Source organism: Myxococcus sp. AB056 (genome assembly GCF_006547365.1).
GTDB classification, from domain to species: Bacteria; Myxococcota; Myxococcia; order Myxococcales; family Myxococcaceae; genus Myxococcus; species Myxococcus virescens.
This window is the reverse complement of record NZ_VHLB01000027.1, coordinates 26,493-44,274: the sequence shown is the minus strand read 5'-3', so window position 1 is coordinate 44,274 and position 17,782 is coordinate 26,493. Positions and strand designations below refer to the sequence as shown.

Annotated in this window: 17 protein-coding genes; 11 read left to right on the top strand and 6 right to left on the bottom strand. The window is 68.6% G+C overall.

What is annotated here, in order from left to right:
- The first annotated feature begins 5 nt into the window (after nucleotides 1–5).
- The 3 genes from FMP39_RS14640 (at nucleotide 6) to FMP39_RS14630 (ending at nucleotide 2,663) form a co-directional block, all read left to right on the top strand.
- Entirely contained in the window at nucleotides 6–935 is a 930-nt protein-coding gene (locus FMP39_RS14640; RefSeq protein ID WP_194858401.1) for a TIGR02266 family protein, read from the top strand.
- 184 nt (nucleotides 936–1,119) lie between these two features.
- Complete coding sequence (locus FMP39_RS14635; protein ID WP_020477949.1) at nucleotides 1,120–1,623, top strand: cupin domain-containing protein; 504 nt, start codon at nucleotides 1,120–1,122, stop codon at nucleotides 1,621–1,623.
- Between the two features lie 140 nt (nucleotides 1,624–1,763).
- Complete coding sequence (locus FMP39_RS14630; RefSeq protein ID WP_141590521.1) at nucleotides 1,764–2,663, top strand: MBL fold metallo-hydrolase; 900 nt, start codon at nucleotides 1,764–1,766, stop codon at nucleotides 2,661–2,663.
- Between the two features lie 9 nt (nucleotides 2,664–2,672).
- On the opposite strand, the gene FMP39_RS14625 is transcribed toward FMP39_RS14630, so the two are convergent.
- A complete protein-coding gene (locus tag FMP39_RS14625) occupies nucleotides 2,673–4,949 on the bottom strand; it encodes an ATP-binding protein (RefSeq protein ID WP_141590519.1) in 2,277 nt (758 codons plus the stop codon).
- A 244-nt stretch (nucleotides 4,950–5,193) separates the two neighbouring features.
- Between FMP39_RS14625 and FMP39_RS14620 the strand changes: the two genes are divergently transcribed.
- Nucleotides 5,194–7,383 (top strand): tryptophan synthase alpha chain, encoded by a 2,190-nt coding sequence (locus tag FMP39_RS14620; RefSeq protein WP_141590517.1) that lies wholly within the window; start codon nucleotides 5,194–5,196, stop codon nucleotides 7,381–7,383.
- A gap of 71 nt (nucleotides 7,384–7,454) precedes the next feature.
- Here the strand turns inward: FMP39_RS14620 and FMP39_RS14615 are convergent, their stop codons facing one another.
- Both FMP39_RS14615 and FMP39_RS14610 read right to left on the bottom strand, forming a co-directional pair.
- On the bottom strand, nucleotides 7,455–8,009 hold the full coding sequence (locus FMP39_RS14615) for a hypothetical protein (protein ID WP_141590515.1): 555 nt from the start codon (nucleotides 8,007–8,009) through the stop codon (nucleotides 7,455–7,457).
- 99 nt (nucleotides 8,010–8,108) lie between these two features.
- The gene (locus tag FMP39_RS14610) at nucleotides 8,109–8,606 is read right to left on the bottom strand and encodes an outer membrane protein assembly factor BamE (RefSeq protein WP_228557994.1); all 498 of its coding nucleotides are present in this window, start codon (nucleotides 8,604–8,606) and stop codon (nucleotides 8,109–8,111) included.
- 182 nt (nucleotides 8,607–8,788) lie between these two features.
- On the opposite strand from FMP39_RS14610, the gene ppk1 reads away from it, so the two are divergent.
- Nucleotides 8,789–10,951: a polyphosphate kinase 1 gene (gene ppk1 / locus FMP39_RS14605; RefSeq protein WP_141590511.1), complete on the top strand. Its 2,163-nt coding sequence runs from the start codon at nucleotides 8,789–8,791 to the stop codon at nucleotides 10,949–10,951.
- Nucleotides 10,952–10,983: 32 nt separating this feature from the next.
- On the opposite strand, the gene FMP39_RS14600 is transcribed toward ppk1, so the two are convergent.
- Entirely contained in the window at nucleotides 10,984–12,105 is a 1,122-nt protein-coding gene (locus tag FMP39_RS14600; RefSeq protein WP_194858400.1) for an App1 family protein, read from the bottom strand.
- 153 nt (nucleotides 12,106–12,258) lie between these two features.
- Between FMP39_RS14600 and FMP39_RS14595 the strand changes: the two genes are divergently transcribed.
- Nucleotides 12,259–12,699: a DUF6209 family protein gene (locus FMP39_RS14595; protein ID WP_141590507.1), complete on the top strand. Its 441-nt coding sequence runs from the start codon at nucleotides 12,259–12,261 to the stop codon at nucleotides 12,697–12,699.
- A 46-nt stretch (nucleotides 12,700–12,745) separates the two neighbouring features.
- On the opposite strand, the gene FMP39_RS14590 is transcribed toward FMP39_RS14595, so the two are convergent.
- A complete protein-coding gene (locus FMP39_RS14590) occupies nucleotides 12,746–13,288 on the bottom strand; it encodes a hypothetical protein (protein WP_228556398.1) in 543 nt (180 codons plus the stop codon).
- An 86-nt stretch (nucleotides 13,289–13,374) separates the two neighbouring features.
- Between FMP39_RS14590 and FMP39_RS14585 the strand changes: the two genes are divergently transcribed.
- On the top strand, nucleotides 13,375–14,418 hold the full coding sequence (locus FMP39_RS14585) for a DUF2169 domain-containing protein (protein WP_141590503.1): 1,044 nt from the start codon (nucleotides 13,375–13,377) through the stop codon (nucleotides 14,416–14,418).
- Nucleotides 14,419–14,423: 5 nt separating this feature from the next.
- On the opposite strand, the gene FMP39_RS14580 is transcribed toward FMP39_RS14585, so the two are convergent.
- Nucleotides 14,424–15,209: an immunity 49 family protein gene (locus FMP39_RS14580; RefSeq protein WP_141590500.1), complete on the bottom strand. Its 786-nt coding sequence runs from the start codon at nucleotides 15,207–15,209 to the stop codon at nucleotides 14,424–14,426.
- 74 nt (nucleotides 15,210–15,283) lie between these two features.
- Between FMP39_RS14580 and FMP39_RS14575 the strand changes: the two genes are divergently transcribed.
- Genes FMP39_RS14575 through FMP39_RS14560 form a run of 4 tightly spaced genes read left to right on the top strand, consistent with a single transcriptional unit; the run spans nucleotide 15,284 to nucleotide 17,730 of the window.
- Nucleotides 15,284–16,156: an AHH domain-containing protein gene (locus tag FMP39_RS14575; RefSeq protein WP_194858399.1), complete on the top strand. Its 873-nt coding sequence runs from the start codon at nucleotides 15,284–15,286 to the stop codon at nucleotides 16,154–16,156.
- Nucleotides 16,157–16,177: 21 nt separating this feature from the next.
- Nucleotides 16,178–16,762: a DUF1629 domain-containing protein gene (locus FMP39_RS14570; RefSeq protein WP_141590495.1), complete on the top strand. Its 585-nt coding sequence runs from the start codon at nucleotides 16,178–16,180 to the stop codon at nucleotides 16,760–16,762.
- Between the two features lie 17 nt (nucleotides 16,763–16,779).
- On the top strand, nucleotides 16,780–17,364 hold the full coding sequence (locus tag FMP39_RS14565; RefSeq protein WP_141590493.1) for a DUF1629 domain-containing protein: 585 nt from the start codon (nucleotides 16,780–16,782) through the stop codon (nucleotides 17,362–17,364).
- A 6-nt stretch (nucleotides 17,365–17,370) separates the two neighbouring features.
- Entirely contained in the window at nucleotides 17,371–17,730 is a 360-nt protein-coding gene (locus FMP39_RS14560) for a hypothetical protein (RefSeq protein WP_141590491.1), read from the top strand.
- The last annotated feature ends 52 nt before the right edge of the window (nucleotides 17,731–17,782 follow it).

The window sequence follows — 17,782 nt, the reverse complement described above, 5'->3', positions numbered from 1 at the left end:
CGCCCATGAGCTCGCCGTCCCCTGCTGCCCGCATGCCCCCAGCTGCTTCCCGTGAAGCGGAGCTGGCTCGCGCCGAGAGCGAGCTGTCCACGCTGGAGGGCCGGCTCCATGAACAACTCGCCCAGGCCACGGCGGAGGCGTCCGCGCTGGCCACCCGGCTGGAGCAGACGCGGCAGGCGCTGACGCGGGCCCACCAGGTCCCCGGTGCCGACCCCATGTTGGGGGAACAGGCCTCCCGGTTGCAGTTGGCCGTGGCGCCCGCGCTGGACGTGGAGGCGCCGCGCATCCGGGCACTGGAGGCCCGTCAAGCGGCGCTCCAGGCTCGGCGGCAAGCAGGTTCGGAGATGCAGTCACTGCTGCGAGCCCACCAGGAGCAGGCGGCGCAGGTGGCCCGCGCGGTGACCGAGGCGGAAGCGGTGCTCAAGCGTCAGGCCGAGGCGGCCAGGGCCCGCCAGGAAGCCGCGTCGCGGGCACAACACGAAGCCGCCAAGGCCCGCCAGGCCGAGCTGGCGCGGGCGGCCGCCGCGGCGAGGGCCCAGGGGCACGCGCCTCTCCCAGCAGCCGCGGCCCGGCCCGCCACTCCGCCGGAGAACGACGCGCGGCGCAACGGACGGGTGCGGATGCACACGTCCATCGACATGCGCAGCGACTCCAACTTCTTCACGGGTTTCTCACTGGACCTCAGCGAGGGCGGCGTCTTCATCGCCACCGTGGACGCGGTGCCGCGCGGCACGCAGGTGGAGCTGGACTTCACGCTGCCGGGCGGCCGGCCCATGAAGGTGACGGGCGTGGTGCGCTGGGTGCGCGAGGCCAATTCCCGCACGCCGGAGCTGATGCCAGGCGTGGGTGTGCAATTCACCGGGCTGCCGGAGGAAGTGGCCAGCGCCATCTCCTCGTTCGTCACCACGCGTGACCCGATGTTCTTCCCGGACTGAGCTCGAGACAGACGCCTTCGTGACACGCGGGCGCGATGTTTCACGTCATCCGTCGGGTAGTCGACCTCGCGGCCACTCCCGCGCGCTGACAGGCGGGATTATCCTCCGCAGAAGACAGACACTCCGACGACGAACTCATGGCGCAAGCCAATGCAGCGGCGCCGCGGAAGGAGATGACACCCGCATGAGCGCGCCTCATCGCAGCCCCACGGTCCTCGCCGGACGTCGTCCGCGCTGGGACTCCCGCCGCCACGCCGACACTGCCCGTGCCTTGGAAGGCACGGGCACCCCGCCCGCGCGCGACGCCCTGGAGACGCCGGCCCCCGAGGTGGACAAGGTCAACCTCGCGCAGAAGCTGGCCCTCTTCTCCGAGCACTGGTCCCCGAAGGTGGTGGGCGAGCTGAACGGCCAACACGTCCGGCTGGCCCGGCTCCACGGCCCCTTCGTCTGGCACCAGCACGACGCCGAGGACGAGCTGTTCCTCGTGCTCCACGGCCAGCTGCGCATGGAGCTGCGCGAGCGCACGGTGGACGTGGGCCCAGGCGAGTTCATCATCATTCCTCGCGGCGTGGAGCACCGGCCCGTGGCGGAGGAGGAGGTCCACGTCCTGCTCTTCGAGCCCGCCACCACGCTCAACACCGGCAACGTCCGCGAGGAGCGGACGGCCGAGCACCTGCAGCAGCTCTGAAGCGGACATCCAGGCACCCCCGCCGGGCGGGCGAGCCTCCTGCCATCCCGCTTGCGCGGATTCCTCCGTGGCGTCGCGCGGCGCACCTTTAGCTCCGGACCCGGGCCGCCCGAGCGGCTCCCTGCCGAGGAGCGGAAGCGATGCGCATCCACCACCTGAACTGCACCACCATGTGCCCACCGGGCGGCCGGCTGGTGGACGGGCGAAAGGGCTTCACGGGGCCCGCGGCGCTGACGTGTCACTGCCTCCTGGTGGAGGGCCAGCAGGGACTCATCCTGGTGGACACCGGCTTCGGCCTGGAGGACGTGAAGCACCGGCGCCCCCGGCTGTCGCCCCTGTTCCTCGACCTGCTGACGCGGCCCCAGCTCAACGAGGGCTCCACGGCCATCCGGCAGATTGAGCGCATGGGCTTCCAGGCCAGGGACGTGCGCGACATCGTCCTCACCCACCTGGACTTCGACCATGCCGGCGGCCTGGACGACTTCCCGCACGCCCGGGTCCACCTGCTGTCGGACGAGTACCAAGGCGCCGTGGCCCAGGCGACGCCGTTGGACCGGCGCCGCTACCGGCCGTTGCAGTGGATGCACGAGACGCAGTGGGTGACGTACCCCTCCGGTGGAGACGGTGAGCGCTGGTTCGGCTTCAAGTGCGTGCGGGATTTGGCAGGACTGCCGCCGGAAATCCTGCTGGTGCCGCTGCCGGGCCACACCCTGGGCCACGCGGGCGTGGCCATCCAGAATGGCGGCGGCTGGCTGCTGCACGCCGGAGACGCGTACTTCTACCACGGCGAGATGGCCCCTGACCGGTACCGGTGCACGCCAGGGCTGCGCGCCTACCAGAAGCTGATGCAGAAGGACGGCTACCTGCGCTGGCACAACATGCGCCGGCTGCGCGAGCTGGTGCAGCGGCACGGACGGGACGTCACGGTGTTCTGCGCGCATGACTCGCTGGAGTTCGAGCTGCTGGAGGAGCAGGAGAAGGCGCCGGAGCGGTCGCCCCTTCGGACCTTCGTGGACACCCGGCCGCCGCTGCACGCGTGACGGGCGGGCTCACGAGTGCAGGGGAATATCGGGTGGCTCACGCAGCTCCGAGCCCAGCAGCATCAGCGGCAACTCCACGATGAAGGTGGCGCCCTCGCTGGGGGCGCTCTCCACGCGGATGGTGCCGCCGTGCGCCTCCACCAGCTGCCGGACGATGTAGAGCCCCAGCCCGAAGCCCGCATGCTGGCCGCCGGAGGGCTCTCTTTCAAAGCGCTCGAAGATGCGCCGCTGCGCCTCCGGGGCAATGCCCACGCCGTGGTCTCTCACACACAGCCGCGCCCGCGCCACGCCCGCGTGCTCCACCCGGACCTCCACCGGCCGTCCCCTGCCAAACTTCAGCGCGTTGGACAAGAGGTTCGTCACCACCCGGTCCAACCGCAGCCGGTCCCACCGGCCCACCAGCCCCAATTCCGCGCCGAACTCCAGCTTGCAGCCCGCCTCCGCAGCCTGTTCGGCGAAGCGCTCCACCACCTCGTGCACCAGGTCCGAGAGGTCCACCGGCGCCACGTCCAGCATCAGCTTCCCCGATGACAGCCGCGACAGGTCCAGCAGGTTGTGCAGCAGTTGCCCCAGCCGCTGCGTCTGCTTCAGCGCCGCCGCCAGCCCGTCGCGCGCCTTCTGCTCCTCCGCGAGCGCCATCCGCTGAAGCCTTCGCAGCAGCAACTGCAGCGTGTTCAACGGATTGCCCAAGTCGTGCGCGGCCACGCCGATGAGCTCCACCGCGTCCTGCGCCTCGCTCCAGAGCCGGGCGTTGTCCAACGCGAGCGCGGCGCGTCCCGCCACCTCCTCCACGAAGACCTGGTCCGTCACCGTCAGCCGGCGCTCCGGCGCGGACGTCAGCAGCACGAACACCCCGCGCGTCTGCCGCCCCACCCGCAGCGGCACGCCGAGGTAGGAGCGCACGCCCACCTTCTCCATCAACGAGAGGTGCTCGGGGCCCACCAGCCCCCGGGCCAGGGTCTCCGGAGACACGTCGCTCTTGAGCTCGGAGCGCCCCGTGCGCATCACCTGCCAGATGCCCCACGGAGACTCTGGCGGCGGCGGAAAGCGCCGCGCCGCGTCCCACAGCCACGCTTCCTTCTCCGGCATCGCGTGCGCCACCGCGCGAGGCCAGAGGTCGCCACTGGCCGTCAGCAGGTAGAGCAGGCAGGCGTCCGCCACCTCCGGCACCATGATGCGCGTCAGCTCGGCCACCGTCTGGTCGGGGTCCTGGAACTGGTGGAAGAGGCCCCCTGCCTCCGCCAGCAGTTGCTGCGTGCGCTCGGCCCGGCGCCGCTCGGTGATGTCGCGCGTCACCTTGGCGAAGCCACGCGGCTGCCCACGCGCGTCCTGGAGCACGGTGACGTTGACGTCCGCCAGATAGCGCGAGCCGTCCTTCCGCACTCGCCAGCCCTCCGTGTGCAGCCGCCCATCCCTCCGGGCCCGCACCAGGTCCTTGTCCGGAATCCCCGCCGCCACCGCATCCGGCGGGTAGAAGACGCTGGAGGGCTGCCCCAGGATTTCCGCCTCGCGGTAGCCCATGATGCGCTCCGCGCCCGGGTTCCAGCTCTCCACCCGGCCCCGCGCATCCAGCAGGAACAAGGCGTAGTCGCGCACCCCCTCCACGAGGAGCTGGAAGCGCTCGGCGCTGGCCTCGGCCTCCTGTTGGATGGGCCGCAGCTTGCGCGTCAGCGTCCACGCCAGCATCGTGGCGCCCGCGAGGCCCAGGCTCCCCGCGAGCAGCGACAGCCCGAGCGCGCTGCGGTCCGTGGCCAGGCTCTCATGGATGCCCTCTGACAGCCGGGCCTCCGTCTGATGGTGGAGCATCCGGAGGCTGTCCATGGCACGACGGCGCGTGTCCGCCACGTGGCCGTCGAAAATCTGCTCCAGCCGCTGGCGGGGCGCGCCGTCCTCGCGCTCCATGATGAGCGCCTGCATGGCCTCCTCGTGCTCCAGCTCCGCGTGGGAGACGGCCTCCAGTTGCGTGGCCAGGGGCTCCTGGGTGAGCCGGCGCTTCAGGGCTTCGTAGGTGGCGATGAAACGCTCGCGCGCGACGGACATGTCCTGGGCGAAGAAGGTATCTCCCGATAAAGCGAAGCCCCGGCCACTGACGACCTTGTCGTTGAAGGTCCGCTCCAGTTGTTTGATGTCCAGCACGTCCCGGGACAGCTCCAGGATGCGCGCCTTGTGATTGGCCCGCACGGAGAGCAGCGCCACCACGGACGTTCCCGCCAGCACGAGCGCCACCACCAACGAGATGATGAAGCCGGCGCCCGCGCGCTGCGCGAACGTCCACGGACGTGCCACCTCCCCTCCTCCCCAGACGGTCCACCGCCCATGCCCTCGGGCAGGGTGAAGCGCTCCGCATCCTGAATCCAGGGGGCTCGCCGGGTGACGCGAACGTTGGAAACCAGGCGCCCGGGCAGACGGCGCCCGTGCCCGCGCGTCGCGGTGTGTGCACCGTCCAACCCCGCCTTACACCCTGGCTGGGCACGCGCGCAGCCCGGACCCACGTTGGGCGCGGGTGGTGGCCTGGGCGGGATGGGAGCGCATGCGCGGAGCGGGGCGGCGGGGAGCGTGGTTCTGGACGTGTGGGCTGGTGCTGTGGGTGGCGTGCAGCCAGACACAACCGTACGAAGACGCGGACAGCCGCCGGCCGGTGTCCTCCTGCGAGCCCATGACGTGCGCCTCCCAGGGCATGGACTGCGGCATCGCCATTGACGGCTGCGGCGGCACGCTCGACTGCGGCGCCTGTGGCCCCGGTGAGGTGTGCGGAGGCGGTGGCCGGCACAACGTGTGCGGACCGGCGCCCTGCGAGCCCACCACCTGTGAGGCCCTGGGGAAGGATTGCGGACCAGTCTCGGATGGCTGTGAAGACGTGCTCGACTGCGGCACCTGCACGGCGCCCGAGTCCTGCGGCGGCGGGGGCGCACCCAACGTATGCGGCGAGCCCACCTGCACGCCGGATACCTGTGAGTCGCTGGCGCGCGACTGCGGCGCCGTACCGGACGGTTGTGGCGGCATGCTCGACTGTGGCGTCTGCGCGGACGGACTGACGTGCGGGGGCGGCGGCGCGCCCAACGTGTGTGGCCACGGCATCTGCAAGCGGGCCACCTGCGACGTGCTGGGGAAGGACTGCGGGCCGGTGTCCGACGGCTGCGGCGGCATGCTCGACTGCGGGGACTGCGCGGGCGGACTGACGTGTGGCGGCGGCGGCGTGCCCAATGTCTGCGGCAACTCGCCGTGTACGCCGGGGACGTGTGAGACGCTGGGGAAGAACTGCGGGCCGGTGGCGGACGGGTGCGGCGGCATGCTCGACTGCGGCGTCTGCGCGGACGGCCAGACGTGCGGCGGCGCCGAGCCCAACGTGTGCGGCGGCGGCGTGTGCACCCCGCTCACCTGCGAGTCCCAGGGAAAGAACTGCGGCACCGTGCCCGATGGCTGCGGCGGACTCCTGCACTGTGGCCTCTGCCCGGCGGGCGAGACATGCGGCGGGGGCGGCGTGGACCACGTCTGTGGCCGTCCCCTCTGCACACCGGCCACCTGCGAGTCGCTGGGCAAGGACTGCGGCACCGTGCCGGACGGGTGCGGCGGCGCGCTCCAGTGCGGGGCATGCGCGAATGGCGAGACGTGTGGAGGTGGCGGCACGCCCAACGTGTGCGCGGCGCCTTCCTGCCGCCCCTTCACCTGCGGCCTGCTGGGCAAGGACTGCGGCACCGTGCCGGACGGGTGCGGCGGGTTCCTGGAGTGTGGCACCTGCACGGCGTCCGAGTCCTGCGGAGCGACGGGCGTTCCCAACGTCTGCGCGGCGAGCGCGTCCGTGTGCGTGGACCGGAACCTGGGCAGCGTGTTGCCGGTGATGGTGAAGGGCTCCACCGCGCACGCGGGGGATGACCATCAGTCCTCGTGCGGTGGGAGCGGCGCGCCGGACCGGGGCTTCCTGTGGACGGCGCCCAAGAGCGCGCTCTTCACCTTCGACACGGCGAAGTCGGCCACCCGCTCACTCGTCTCCGTGCGCAGCGGCGGCTGCGGGGGCGCGGAGCTGGCGTGCGCGAAGGACGGCATCAGCTACGGCGGCGGCGCGCGTGTCTCGGTGCCGCTGGTGCAGGGACAGACGGTGCTGGTGGTGGTGGACTCGGCGAGCCTGGACCGGTTCAGCGCGGGGTACTTCGAGCTGCACATCGATGAGCTGCGGGCCAGCGAGGCGGGCTCCTGCTTCGACGGCATGGACAATGATGGGGACCGCTGGGTGGACTGCGCGGACACGGACTGCCACGACGCGCCGGGCTGCGGCGGCCGTGGCTGCGCGCACCATGACTTGGGCAGCGCGCTGCCGGTGACGTTCCACGGCGAGACGGCGGGTTCCGGTGACGGCTTCCAGGGCACCTGCGGCGCGCTGCTCCAGCAGGACCGCGCACACCTGTGGACGGCGCCGCGGGCGGGCACCTACGTCTTCGAGACGGCACCGAGCGAGTGGGGCAACGCGCTCTACGTGCTCACGGGTTGCCGGGGCACGGAGCTGGGCTGCGCCTCCAACGCGAACGGGAGTCCCCAAGGCTCGCCCGCCGTGAAGGTGACACTGGCGCAGGGCCAGACGGTGCTGGTGGTGGTGGACGGCATGGCGAATCCCGACCAGGACACGCCCATCCGGTACACGCTCCACATCAGGGAGGACGCCGCCACGGATACGGACCGGTGCGCGGATGGCGCGGACAACGATGCGGATTCCCACTGCCGGTAACGAAAGGCAACCCTCGTGGCGGAGTACCTCGATGGAGCACGCCCGCGCTCATGCGTTGGATTCCCAGCGTGTCAGCGATGCGCCTGCCGGAGCGCCTTCACCACGACGTCACGGACGCCAACGGCGCGCGCGTAGGTTTCTCCCTCTTCCTCATCCGTGGAATACAAGTCGTAGGCGGGCGCCGTGAACGCCACCGTGCCGCGCTTCGTCCCCCTGACACCACCACAGGCCCACTCGACCGTGGTCACGTAACGGGTCGGCGCATCACCTGAGGCCGACTCGGACTCACGACGAAGCATCACACTCGTCAAATCCTGGAGGATGCGCTCACCTTCGGCCCGGGACAGCTTCCTCGGACTGAGTTTGACCGGGTCTTCCCAGTCGTCCCCTCGGCCAGAGACCTCCGCGCCGCTTTGCGTCACCTTCAGGTAGAAGGTGCTTTGGGTGAACACCCAACAACCCGTGAGGACATAGTCGACCTTCACCGTCACGGGCAGGTCCTCACTGAGGCAGCGCAAGGCCTCCTCGCTGGGCGCTTCGTACCCGATGACGTCGTCAGACGCCGCCGCGGACCAAAGCCCCGCTACCGCCAGGAGAACCGCGAGCCCCCGAGAGAACCGCCGCATGGTGCGACCTCCGTTGCATGGAACGGAGGGAGCCTGGCACCCGTGACTCGCGGGCAGCCACGCATGGTTCCATCATCGTTTCGGCATGAAAGGCCCTGCTCAGCCTTCCTGCGCGGGCGTGGGCGCCGCGTCCGCGGGCTCGCCGCCCGGCGCCGCGAACGTCCCCGTGGCGGGGTCCACGTTCCAAGCGGAGTACTGGTGCGTCTTCACGTCCCGCAGCTTCCCGTCCTCGTAGCAGACTGAATAGATGAGGAACTGCGGGTTGACGAAGTTGGGCTGCCCGTAGCGGTAGCACTCCGCCCCGCTGGTGTCCCGCTCCAGGGTGATGGGCCGTCCGAGCACCGCGCGCACCTGCTCCGTCGTCATCCCACCACGCATGGACTTGAAGCCTTGGGGCGTGACGATGCGGAACGTCTTCTCCTCGCCCTTGGCGAGGGTCCAGAAGCCCACGCCCAGCACCACCGGTATCAGGGCCATCAGCAGGGCGCCCGCCCACCGTCCCCGAGGCACCTTCCTGTCCTTCTGGAAGGCCGTGAAGAGGCCGCTGGCCGCGTCCGCCTTGGGGGTCGTCTCCGTCGCGCTCACGTCGCCTGACATGCAGTCCTCATATCGCGGATGCAACAAAGTCCACGCCTCCCGCCCTTTCTCCCTGCCCGCCCACCTGGGAGGGCTTACATCGCCTGACGGCTCCCTCTCCCAAGTAACACGCGAGTTTACAATGAACAGGGGGGCGGCCTGCTACATCCCCTCCAAGGGAGTCAACGAGGAGTCAAGTCACCATGCCGAAACGCGGCGGCGGCGGTCGCGGCGTCACCCAGAAACCCTCCAACCGGGACGTGCTCCCGGCCGGCGCGGAGTCGAAGGACACGGAACTCTTCTTCAACCGAGAGCTGTCCTGGATGGCCTTCAATGACCGCGTCCTCCAGCTCGCCGAGTCTCCGGAGATTCCGCTGCTGGAGCGGCTGAAGTTCATCGCCATCTACGCGCGCAACCTGGACGAGTTCTTCATGATTCGCGTCGCCCGTCTACACGAGCAGATTCGCGGCGGCGTGGCACGCCTGGTTCCCGACGGAGCCTCTCCCAGCGATACCCTGGACAAGCTGCACGACGGCATCCTCAAGCAGACGCGCCGGCACGGCGACGCCTTCGAGAAGGTGCTCCGCCCCGCCCTGGCCGAAAAGGGCCTGCGCATCCTCTCCGCCAGGAAGCTGGACGCCGAGCAGCGCGCCCAGGTGGACCAGCGCTTCAAGGAGCAGATTTTCCCCGTCCTCACCCCGCTGGCCATCGGCCTGGGGCGGCACTTTCCCTACATCTCCAACCTGTCGCTCAGCCTGGCGGTGCTGCTGAGAGACCCGGACGCGGACGAGGAGAGCGTGGCCCGGGTGAAGGTGCCCAAGGAGCTGCTGCCGCGCTTCCTGCCCCTCAAGGGCAACGTCTTCGTCCCCTTGGAGGAAATCATCGCCCAGCACCTGGGGGACTTGTTCCCCGGCATGGAGGTGCTGAGCTGGGGCACCTTCCGCGTCACCCGCGACGCGGACTTCACCGTGTCCGAGGACGCGGAGGACCTGCTCAAGGCCGTGGAGACGGAGCTGCGCGAGCGCCGCTTCGGCGACGTCATCCGCATGGAAGTCCAGGCCGGCATGAGCCCCAAGCTGCTCGAGCCGCTGGTGGAGGCCATGGGCCTGGAGGCGCGTCAGGTCTACGAAGAGCACGGCCTGGTGGGCCTCAACGACTTGCAGTCCATCGCCTTCGCCCCGGGCTTCCCGGAGCTGAAGGACCCGCCGTGGGTCCCCGTCACCCAGGCCCGCCTGCGCACGGACGCGGACGCGCCGGATGGCGGCACGGTGATGTCGTCCATGCGCCGGGGGGACCTGCTGGTCCACCACCCCTACGAGTCCTTCGCCACCTCCGTGGAGCGATTCGTCACCGAGGCCGTGGCCGACCCGGACGTGCTGGCCATCAAGCAGACGGTGTACCGCACGTCGGACAGCTCGCCCCTGGTGCCCGCGCTGATTACCGCCACCGAGCGCGGCAAGCAGGCGGTGTGCATGGTGGAGCTGAAGGCCCGCTTCGACGAGCGCACCAACATCCGCTGGGCCAACGCACTGGAAGAGGCGGGCGTGCACGTCGTCTACGGGATTCCGTCCCTGAAGACGCACGCGAAGGCCATCCTCATCGTCCGGCGCGAGGGCGACAAGGTGCGGCACTACGTGCACATCGGCACGGGCAACTACAACCCGAAGACGGCGCGCCTCTACACGGACATGGGCCTGTTCACCACGGACCCGGACATTGGCGCGGACGTGGCGGACGTCTTCAACTACCTCACCGGATTTGGCCGGCCGAAGAGCTTCCGCAAGCTGCTGGTGGCTCCGCTCACCATGCGCCAGGGCCTGCTGGAGGAAATCAAGCGCACCGTCGCCGCGCACACGGCCGAGCGCCCCGCGCGCATCCAGATGAAGATGAACGCGCTGGTGGACCCCGGCATCATCCACGCCCTCTACGGAGCGTCCCGCGCGGGCGTGAAGGTGGAGCTGAACGTGCGCGGCATCTGCTGCCTGCGCCCGGGCGTTCCCGGCGTGTCGGAGAACATCCGCGTGGTGTCCGTGCTGGGCCGCTTCCTGGAGCACTCGCGCATCTACATCTTCGAGCGCGGCCCGGAGCTGCGTTGCTTCATCGGCTCGGCGGACTTGATGCCGCGCAACCTGGACCACCGCGTGGAAATCCTCGCGCCGGTGGAGGACGCCAGCCTGGCCGCCCAGGTGAAGGACTCGCTGGAGCGCTGCATGGCAGACACCACGTCCGCCTGGGAGCTGACGGCGGATGGCGGCTGGCGCCGCCGGCTGCCGCGCGCCGGTGACGAGAAGCGCTGGGCCCAGGGCGAGATGATGGAGCGCGCCCAGCGCATGGCCCAGTTCCAGGGCGGCCGTCCGCTGTCCTGACAGCACCTGCACCTCGGTGGGCGCCGGGAGCCTCAGCGCGCGGCGTCCTCGCGACGGTGGGCCTCCACCTCGCGCACCTCGCGCCACTGAATCCACCCCTCGCGCGCGGCGTGACGGGCGGCCTCGGTGGTGTCATCCACCGCGAGCATCTGGCTGCCCGCGGCGCGGATGTCCTCGGCGATGAGCGCCAGCTCCTCGGCCCGGCGCTGATGCCCGGGCACGTTGCGGATGTAGACGCAGAGGATGCGCCCGGGAAACTCACGGACGATGGTGCGGTAGTGCTCCGCGTCCTCCTGGCCACTGTCGCCAATGAGGATGAAGGGCAGGTGCGACAGCGTGCCGAGCACCGCGCGAATCTTCTCCAGCTTGTGCCCATGGCCCCCGCCGGGCGCGAAGCCCTGGCTGGACAGGCCCCAGTCGCGCAGCAGCAGCGGACCGGTGGGGATTTTGTGCAGGGAGAGGAACTCGTCCAGGTGCTCGTAGAGGTTCCACGGGCTGCTGGACACGTAGAAGATGGGGTTGTCCGCGCTCGTGCCCCGGCCGTGCTGGAGCGCGGCATAGAAGGCGTCCACGCCCGGAAAGGGCAGCCGCACGCGGTGCTCGGTCAGGAAGAGCGCCCAGGCCCGCTTCAGCAGGTCGGTGACGCCGGTGACGATGACGGTGTCGTCGATGTCGCTGATGACGCCGAACTCCGCGCCGGGCCCGGCCATCCGCACCGGCGCGGCCACGCGGGACACGCCCTCCGCATCCGGCGACAGCAGCTCCAGCTCCACCATGTGCCAGCCCGAGCGCACCCCGTCCGGTGGAGGCACCCACAGCTCCAGGAAGCCCTCCTCGTCGGTGGTGCCCTCCCAGCGCTTGTCGCCCCAGCGCACCGCGACGTGCGCGCCCGGCACCTCGCGCGTCATGTAGCGCTTGTAGGAAGCCACCGCGCTGCCCACCAGCGTGTAGCGCTCCTGCGGCGGGCGCACGTGCCGGTCCTCCAGCACGCGGGCCTTGATGACGGCGCGCTCGGGCGTGCCATAGCCCCGGTAGGGGAGGATGCGCAGCGGCGGCGCGATTCCCAGCTTCTGGCGAAGCTTGCGGCTCAGCGCGTCATAGTGCGCGTCCACGCGGACGGCGAGTCGATAGAAGCGAGGAAGAAAGTCGGCCATGGCGCGGAGCGTAAAGGTGAGGAGCCTGACTCTAGAGGAGTCCACGATTGAGCGGCACAAACCCGTGAGGGTCCACTGGCGGACCGTCACAGCCCTTGCCTGCCACGCTGTGCGTATCCGCAACGCAGCTTCCTCTCAACCTGGAGCTTTGCCTTGCCGCGTCAATCCCCCCGCTGGTGTCTCGCCGCCGCCGTCGCCGTGCTGCTCGCCGGAACGGCCGCTGCCTCGCAGTCCTCCTCCAGCATCACCTTCCAGTCGCCGGCGCAGGGCTGGAACGTGTTCGCGTCCTCCACCCCGCTGCCCTTCGGTTCCACCGCGGCCATCCACTACAGCGCGGACCGGCTGACGCAGTGTCGGGGCACCATCAACGGCACCACGCCCGGGTGGACGATCACGGGCTACTACCAGTTCAACAACGGGCCGGTGCAGCGCTTCTGGGTGGCGGGCTTCTCCTCCACGCCCAACCCGCCCGCGCCGTCCATCCCACTCAACACGCGGGGCACGCTGGCCATCTGGTTCGAGAACACCAGCCGCTGGGGCTGCCAGGCCTGGGATTCGAACTTCGGCAACAACCACCTCTTCACCGTGCAGTGACGGCGGGCCCATGGGCGCGGGTTGCACCCCCACGCCCACGGGGCATTCAGTGGGCCTGCGTGACGAGCTCCACCCGGCCCAGGGGGCTGTGGCCCTTCGCCAGCAGCCGCCGCGCCGCCAGCACCGACACGCAGTCATCCGTGCTGTGGATGTCTCCGTAGAAGGTGAGCAGCGTGGCCGGGTCCACCACGCGAATCCCCCCGGCGTCCACGGACGGCACGCGCCGGACGAAGACGTCGAGCAGGACCTTGCCGCCCTCATCGTGCCGGGCGTAGCGGTAGAAGTGCGTGGAGGTGGCGTCGAAGCGCGTCCAGATGCGGTGGTAGCCGCGAGCGGTGAGCACGGCGATGAGCTCCGGGAAGCGCGCGGGCTCCACGAAGAGGTCCACGTCCTTGTGGTCGTGGAAGCGCTTCAGCTCCTCGTGGGGCGGGGCCATGAAGTGCCAGGCCCAGCCGCCGGACACCGTCACCCAGGGCGCCAGGGCGCGCACCTCCGCCTCGCAGGCGCGCAGGCGCTCCAGGTTCCAGCGCTCGTGCGCTCGCTTCGGATTGCGTGGGTCTCCCATGGCCGTGTCCTTGTGTGAGGGCACGGCGTGGACGGAAGGTGGAGCGCGGGCTGACAGCCGGGCTCCGGCGGCCCGTGTCCCAAATGGGTGAGGGCTGGTAGACATGTTTCATGGGGCACCCCTCCACCGAGAACCTCACGCCCTTCACCTTCGAGCCGCTGTTCCTCACCGACGAGGCGCTGCGGCCCCTGTTCGTGCCCGTGTTGAAGGCCACGTTCGACCTGCGGCCTCGGGGCGCGCCGGCGCTGTCCGCGGAGCAGGCGCCGCTGCTGACCGGGGGTGAGCGCTGGGAAGGCGGGGATGCGGCCAGCCTCCGCCTGGAGCCCGAGGGCGCCTTCTTCAAGGCCGCCACGGATGTGGTGCTGGTGGGACATGCCCATGCGCCCGCGGCGGGGACTCGCGAGCTCCTCGCGGAGTTGCATGTCGGGCCGGTGCACAAGCAGGTCCGTGTGCTGGGGGACCGCACGTGGTTCAAGAGCATGGGCGGCATCGGGGTGACGCAGCCCCTCCCCTTCGAGCGCATCCCCTTGCGCTATGAGCGCGCCTTCGGCGGGAAGGACGGCAGCGCCTTCGAGCCGCGCAACCCGCTGGGCACGGGCTTTCGCGAGAAGGGCAGCCGCTTCGAGGAGAACCTGCGGCTGCCGAACCTGGAGTCCCCCGCCGAGCCGCTGAAGTCCTGGGGCCAGCGTCCTCCGCCCACGGGCTTCGGGTTCATCGAACCGCACTGGCAGCCGCGGGCCGGCTACGCGGGCACCTACGATGACGCGTGGAAGAAGTCGCGCAGCCCGTTGCTGCCGAAGGACTTCGACCGGCGCTTCCTCAACGGCGCGCCGCGGGACCAGCTCGTCCCGGGCTACCTGCGAGGGGGCGAGGCCGTGCTGCTGAAGCACATGGCGCCGGGTGCGCCGCTGACGTTCAGGTTGCCCGCGCTACCGTCTCCGGAGGTCCTCGCGCCCAGGGCCCGGGGGCTGGATGACCTGGAAGGCGCGCTGCGGCTGGACACCGTGGTCCTGGACACGGACGCGATGAAGCTGTTCCTCGTGTGGCGCGGCACCTTCGCGTTGCAGCGCGAGCCCACGGAGCTGCGCTCCATCCAGGTGACGTGCGAGGGCGCGGAGACGCTGGAGCCGGGACAACCCGTCGGAACGGACTGACGGGGTTACCGGGTCGGCGCCGTGTTGACGGCCCAGTCGCCCGAGTACATCGTCGTCATCGGGACGCGGGCCAGGGGCGGGCAGTAGCGGAAGCTGGTGTCCTCGGGTGCGATGCTGGCGCGCTCGGCGAGGCGCAGGAGGGCCAGCCCTTCGAGCCAGACGAACCGGTGCGGCGCGAAGGACGTCACGGGTGTGGCCAGCGAGCGGGCGCGCTTCTCCGTGACGATGCCGTGGTCCAGGCAGGCGACGGCGAAGGCCTCGGCGAAGGCGGCGGCGTCCCTGGACACCAGGGCTCGGGCCATGGCCACCCGGCTGAGGTAGGGCTCCTGGCCCACCTTCTCCAGCGGGACGAGGATGGACTCCAGTGGAGCGGACGGCATGCGGGTGAGGTGCTGGAGGGCGGCGGCCCAGAGGAACTCATCCTCGTATTCGGCGCCCTGCTGCCACTGGGTGGCGGAGCTCGCGGCCACGGCCTCCGCGAGGGAGAAGTGGCCGGCGGCGAGCGCGCCGAGCAGAGGCGTGTTGCGCCGCGCGGGCGGTGGCGGAAGGCCCCGGTCCGCGAGGAGGCGCTGCACCCGGCGGCCGTTCTCCGCCATCCGGCAGAGATTGAGGAAGAACCCCTGAGGATTCCCATCGACCAGCAGCGTGGCCACGGCGATGAGGTGCAGGTCGAGCGTGATGGCGTCCAACCGCGCGAGAATGCTGGAGCGGTCCGCGCCCGGGTCGAACCGGCTCAGCCTTTCTCCCAGAGAGTCAGCGGCATCTGCACGGAGGGAGATGAGACGGGCCATGATGGGAGGTGCGGGTGAGCGTAGCCTGGAACGGGGCGTTCGGGCACCATACAACGTGAGAGGTGGGTACGCGCATGAGCAACCTGAGTGCGAGCGAGATGAACACGGAGCTGGCGCAACGGCTCCTGTCCATCTTCGAGCGAAGCAGGGACCGGAAGTACACGGCGGCCAAGGCGGCGAAGAAGAAGAAGCCGAAGCCCGCGGCCAGCGCCGCGGACGACGCCGACCACGTGGACGACAGTGCTCCGCCCCGGGGGGTGCTCGGCAAGGACAGCGACTACGCGCAGAACGGCTCTGACTACATCGCGTCCCTGGACGGGCGTGACGTGTACCGCGTCTTCGACCACTCCTACCTGGATGAAATCCGGGACCTGGTGAAGCAGACCGCTGAGTTCCCGGGGGGACCGCCGGAGAATTTCAACCCGAGGGCCAAGGACAAGGACAAGAAGCCCGCGCTCCAGAAGTACCCGTACGCATGGGAGGCGCACCACATCCTCCCGGGCTCGGCGTTCTATTACGAGTTGAAGGACGGGCCTGCCTTCACGTACCGGCAGCTCCGCCTCATCCTCCAGTCCGACTACAACCTGAACCACGGCCACAACATCATCATGTTGCCGGACCAGGCCTGGGCCGTGCCCGTCCACGCGCTGCTGCAGCACCCGGGCGACCATCCCATCTACACGCACGAAGTCATGCTAGATCTGAAGGTCATCAGCCAGAAGCTGCAAAAAGAAATAGACGCACAGAAAGACCACGCGGCGCTAGTCGCAAGCATTTTCGAGCAGCTCAAGGATTTGGAAGAAAAATACTGGGACCTGCTCGTGGGATTGAGCCGAGCTGTCGTTGAATCCATCACAGCGGGAACGCAGTACGTGCATGAATTCGTGCGCTACGCGCCCAAGGACAAGAAGGCCAAGAGCCGCTACGAGTGGGGCTCGCTCTACTAAGAGCATTGAGGTTCTGAAACCATGAAATACTTCGTCTTTAAAATTCGAGGTACTGAAGCAGGGTTTATTGACTCCTATCCTCGCAACAGCCCGACGGAATGGAAATTTGCCGAGGGTATCAGCCTCGCCAAGGATTTCCCCATTGGCGGCGAAGTCTCCTTTTCCGATAACTACCCTGACCATCGGAACCTTTACGACTTTCAGCCCAATCTGATGAACGGGCATCTTGTGTCAGGAAAAGCTCGCAGCGTCATCGATTCGTTGGGAATCACCAACGCAGAGTGGTTGCCGGTCGTCGTCAAAGACCACAAGGGCAACGTCGTAGGTCCCGACTACGCTTTTCTCAACCTATTGGGAGCGGAAGACGCCATCGACATGGAGCGCTCCGTCTACAAGATGGACCATCTCGAAAAGGATCAGATCGGTCGCATCAAGAAGCTTGCGCTCAAATACGAGGCCATTGACTCCCAGGCCAAGATGTTCCGTTGCACCATGGAGCGTCGTCTCATTCTCATTCGAGAAGACGTTCATGCTGCATTCCTTCAAGCAGGACTCACTGGCTTCAAAGTCTATAGTGCCGAGGGATGGAATGGTCTGATGCTTTAACCAAAGGACCGCCCCAGATGAAATACTTCGTATTCAAGGTGATGGCTGAAGAGGCGGGGTTCATAGAGAGCTACCCGCGTGGAAGTCCGACAGACTGGAAGTTCGATATGGGCATCAGTCTTGCCAAAGACTTTCCCGCGGGAGGCGAGGTCTCCTTCTCCGATAACTACCCGGAGGACAGGAACCTCTACGACTTCCAGCCCAACCTCATGAGCGCATTGCTCGTCTCTGGGCGAGCACGCAAGCTCATCAATTCACTCGGTGTCTCCAACGCTGAGTGGCTTCCCGTCGTCGTCAAGGACCACCAGGGCGCTATCGTCGGTCCGGATTACGCTTTCCTCAATCTCCAGGGGGCAGAAGACGCCATCGATATGGAGCGCTCGAACTACGAGATGAATTCGATCGACAAGGAGCAGATCGGGTTCATCGACAAACTGGCCCTGCAGACCACCGCCATCAGTCCCGACGCAAAGCTGTTCCGCTGCACGAAGGAACGCCGTCTCATTCTCATCCGTGAAGACGTCCACGCTGCTTTCGAGCAAGCGGGCCTGACCGGTTTCAAGGTCTACGAAGCTGAAGGCTGGGACGGACTGGAGCTCTGACCCATCATGTTCGAAGCCAATTGCATAGAAGAGCAGCCCGCCGACATCGTCGCTCGAGTTCTGACGGAACAGTCTCCGTGCTTCGTCACCGCACGCGAGGGCGTCCGGGGGGTACTGGTGCCCTTGGATGAGGTCTACACGGAGGTGCTGGAGGCGCATCCGCGCGTCATCAATGCCCGGATGAAAGACCTGGTCCGCCCAGGCAAGGACATGGCCATGTACTGCGTCCAGGTCAGCCTGTCTGATGAAAAGGACGCCATCCGCTTCACGGACGAAGAGGGAGAGCCAGTGCTCGCCTTGGTCGGCGCCATGCGTTTCCTACGCTGGCTTGAAGAGGAGGACGGCGAAGTGGACGAAGAATCATGAGGTACAGCCACCAGGGGATGGCCCGGCATCTCATGCAGGATTGGAGTCGTCC

Coding starts and splice junctions, on each gene's coding strand:
- FMP39_RS14565 (WP_141590493.1), top strand. CDS start 16,780: ATGAAATACTTCGTATTCAAGGTGATGGCTGAAGAGGCGGGGTTCATA.
- FMP39_RS14620 (WP_141590517.1), top strand. CDS start 5,194: ATGCGCGGAGCGGGGCGGCGGGGAGCGTGGTTCTGGACGTGTGGGCTG.
- FMP39_RS14640 (WP_194858401.1), top strand. CDS start 6: ATGAGCTCGCCGTCCCCTGCTGCCCGCATGCCCCCAGCTGCTTCCCGT.
- FMP39_RS14580 (WP_141590500.1), bottom strand. CDS start 15,209: ATGGCCCGTCTCATCTCCCTCCGTGCAGATGCCGCTGACTCTCTGGGA.
- ppk1 (WP_141590511.1), top strand. CDS start 8,789: ATGCCGAAACGCGGCGGCGGCGGTCGCGGCGTCACCCAGAAACCCTCC.
- FMP39_RS14615 (WP_141590515.1), bottom strand. CDS start 8,009: ATGCGGCGGTTCTCTCGGGGGCTCGCGGTTCTCCTGGCGGTAGCGGGG.
- FMP39_RS14610 (WP_228557994.1), bottom strand. CDS start 8,606: ATGTCAGGCGACGTGAGCGCGACGGAGACGACCCCCAAGGCGGACGCG.
- FMP39_RS14630 (WP_141590521.1), top strand. CDS start 1,764: ATGCGCATCCACCACCTGAACTGCACCACCATGTGCCCACCGGGCGGC.
- FMP39_RS14600 (WP_194858400.1), bottom strand. CDS start 12,105: ATGGCCGACTTTCTTCCTCGCTTCTATCGACTCGCCGTCCGCGTGGAC.
- FMP39_RS14560 (WP_141590491.1), top strand. CDS start 17,371: ATGTTCGAAGCCAATTGCATAGAAGAGCAGCCCGCCGACATCGTCGCT.
- FMP39_RS14635 (WP_020477949.1), top strand. CDS start 1,120: ATGAGCGCGCCTCATCGCAGCCCCACGGTCCTCGCCGGACGTCGTCCG.
- FMP39_RS14575 (WP_194858399.1), top strand. CDS start 15,284: ATGAGCAACCTGAGTGCGAGCGAGATGAACACGGAGCTGGCGCAACGG.
- FMP39_RS14570 (WP_141590495.1), top strand. CDS start 16,178: ATGAAATACTTCGTCTTTAAAATTCGAGGTACTGAAGCAGGGTTTATT.
- FMP39_RS14585 (WP_141590503.1), top strand. CDS start 13,375: ATGGGGCACCCCTCCACCGAGAACCTCACGCCCTTCACCTTCGAGCCG.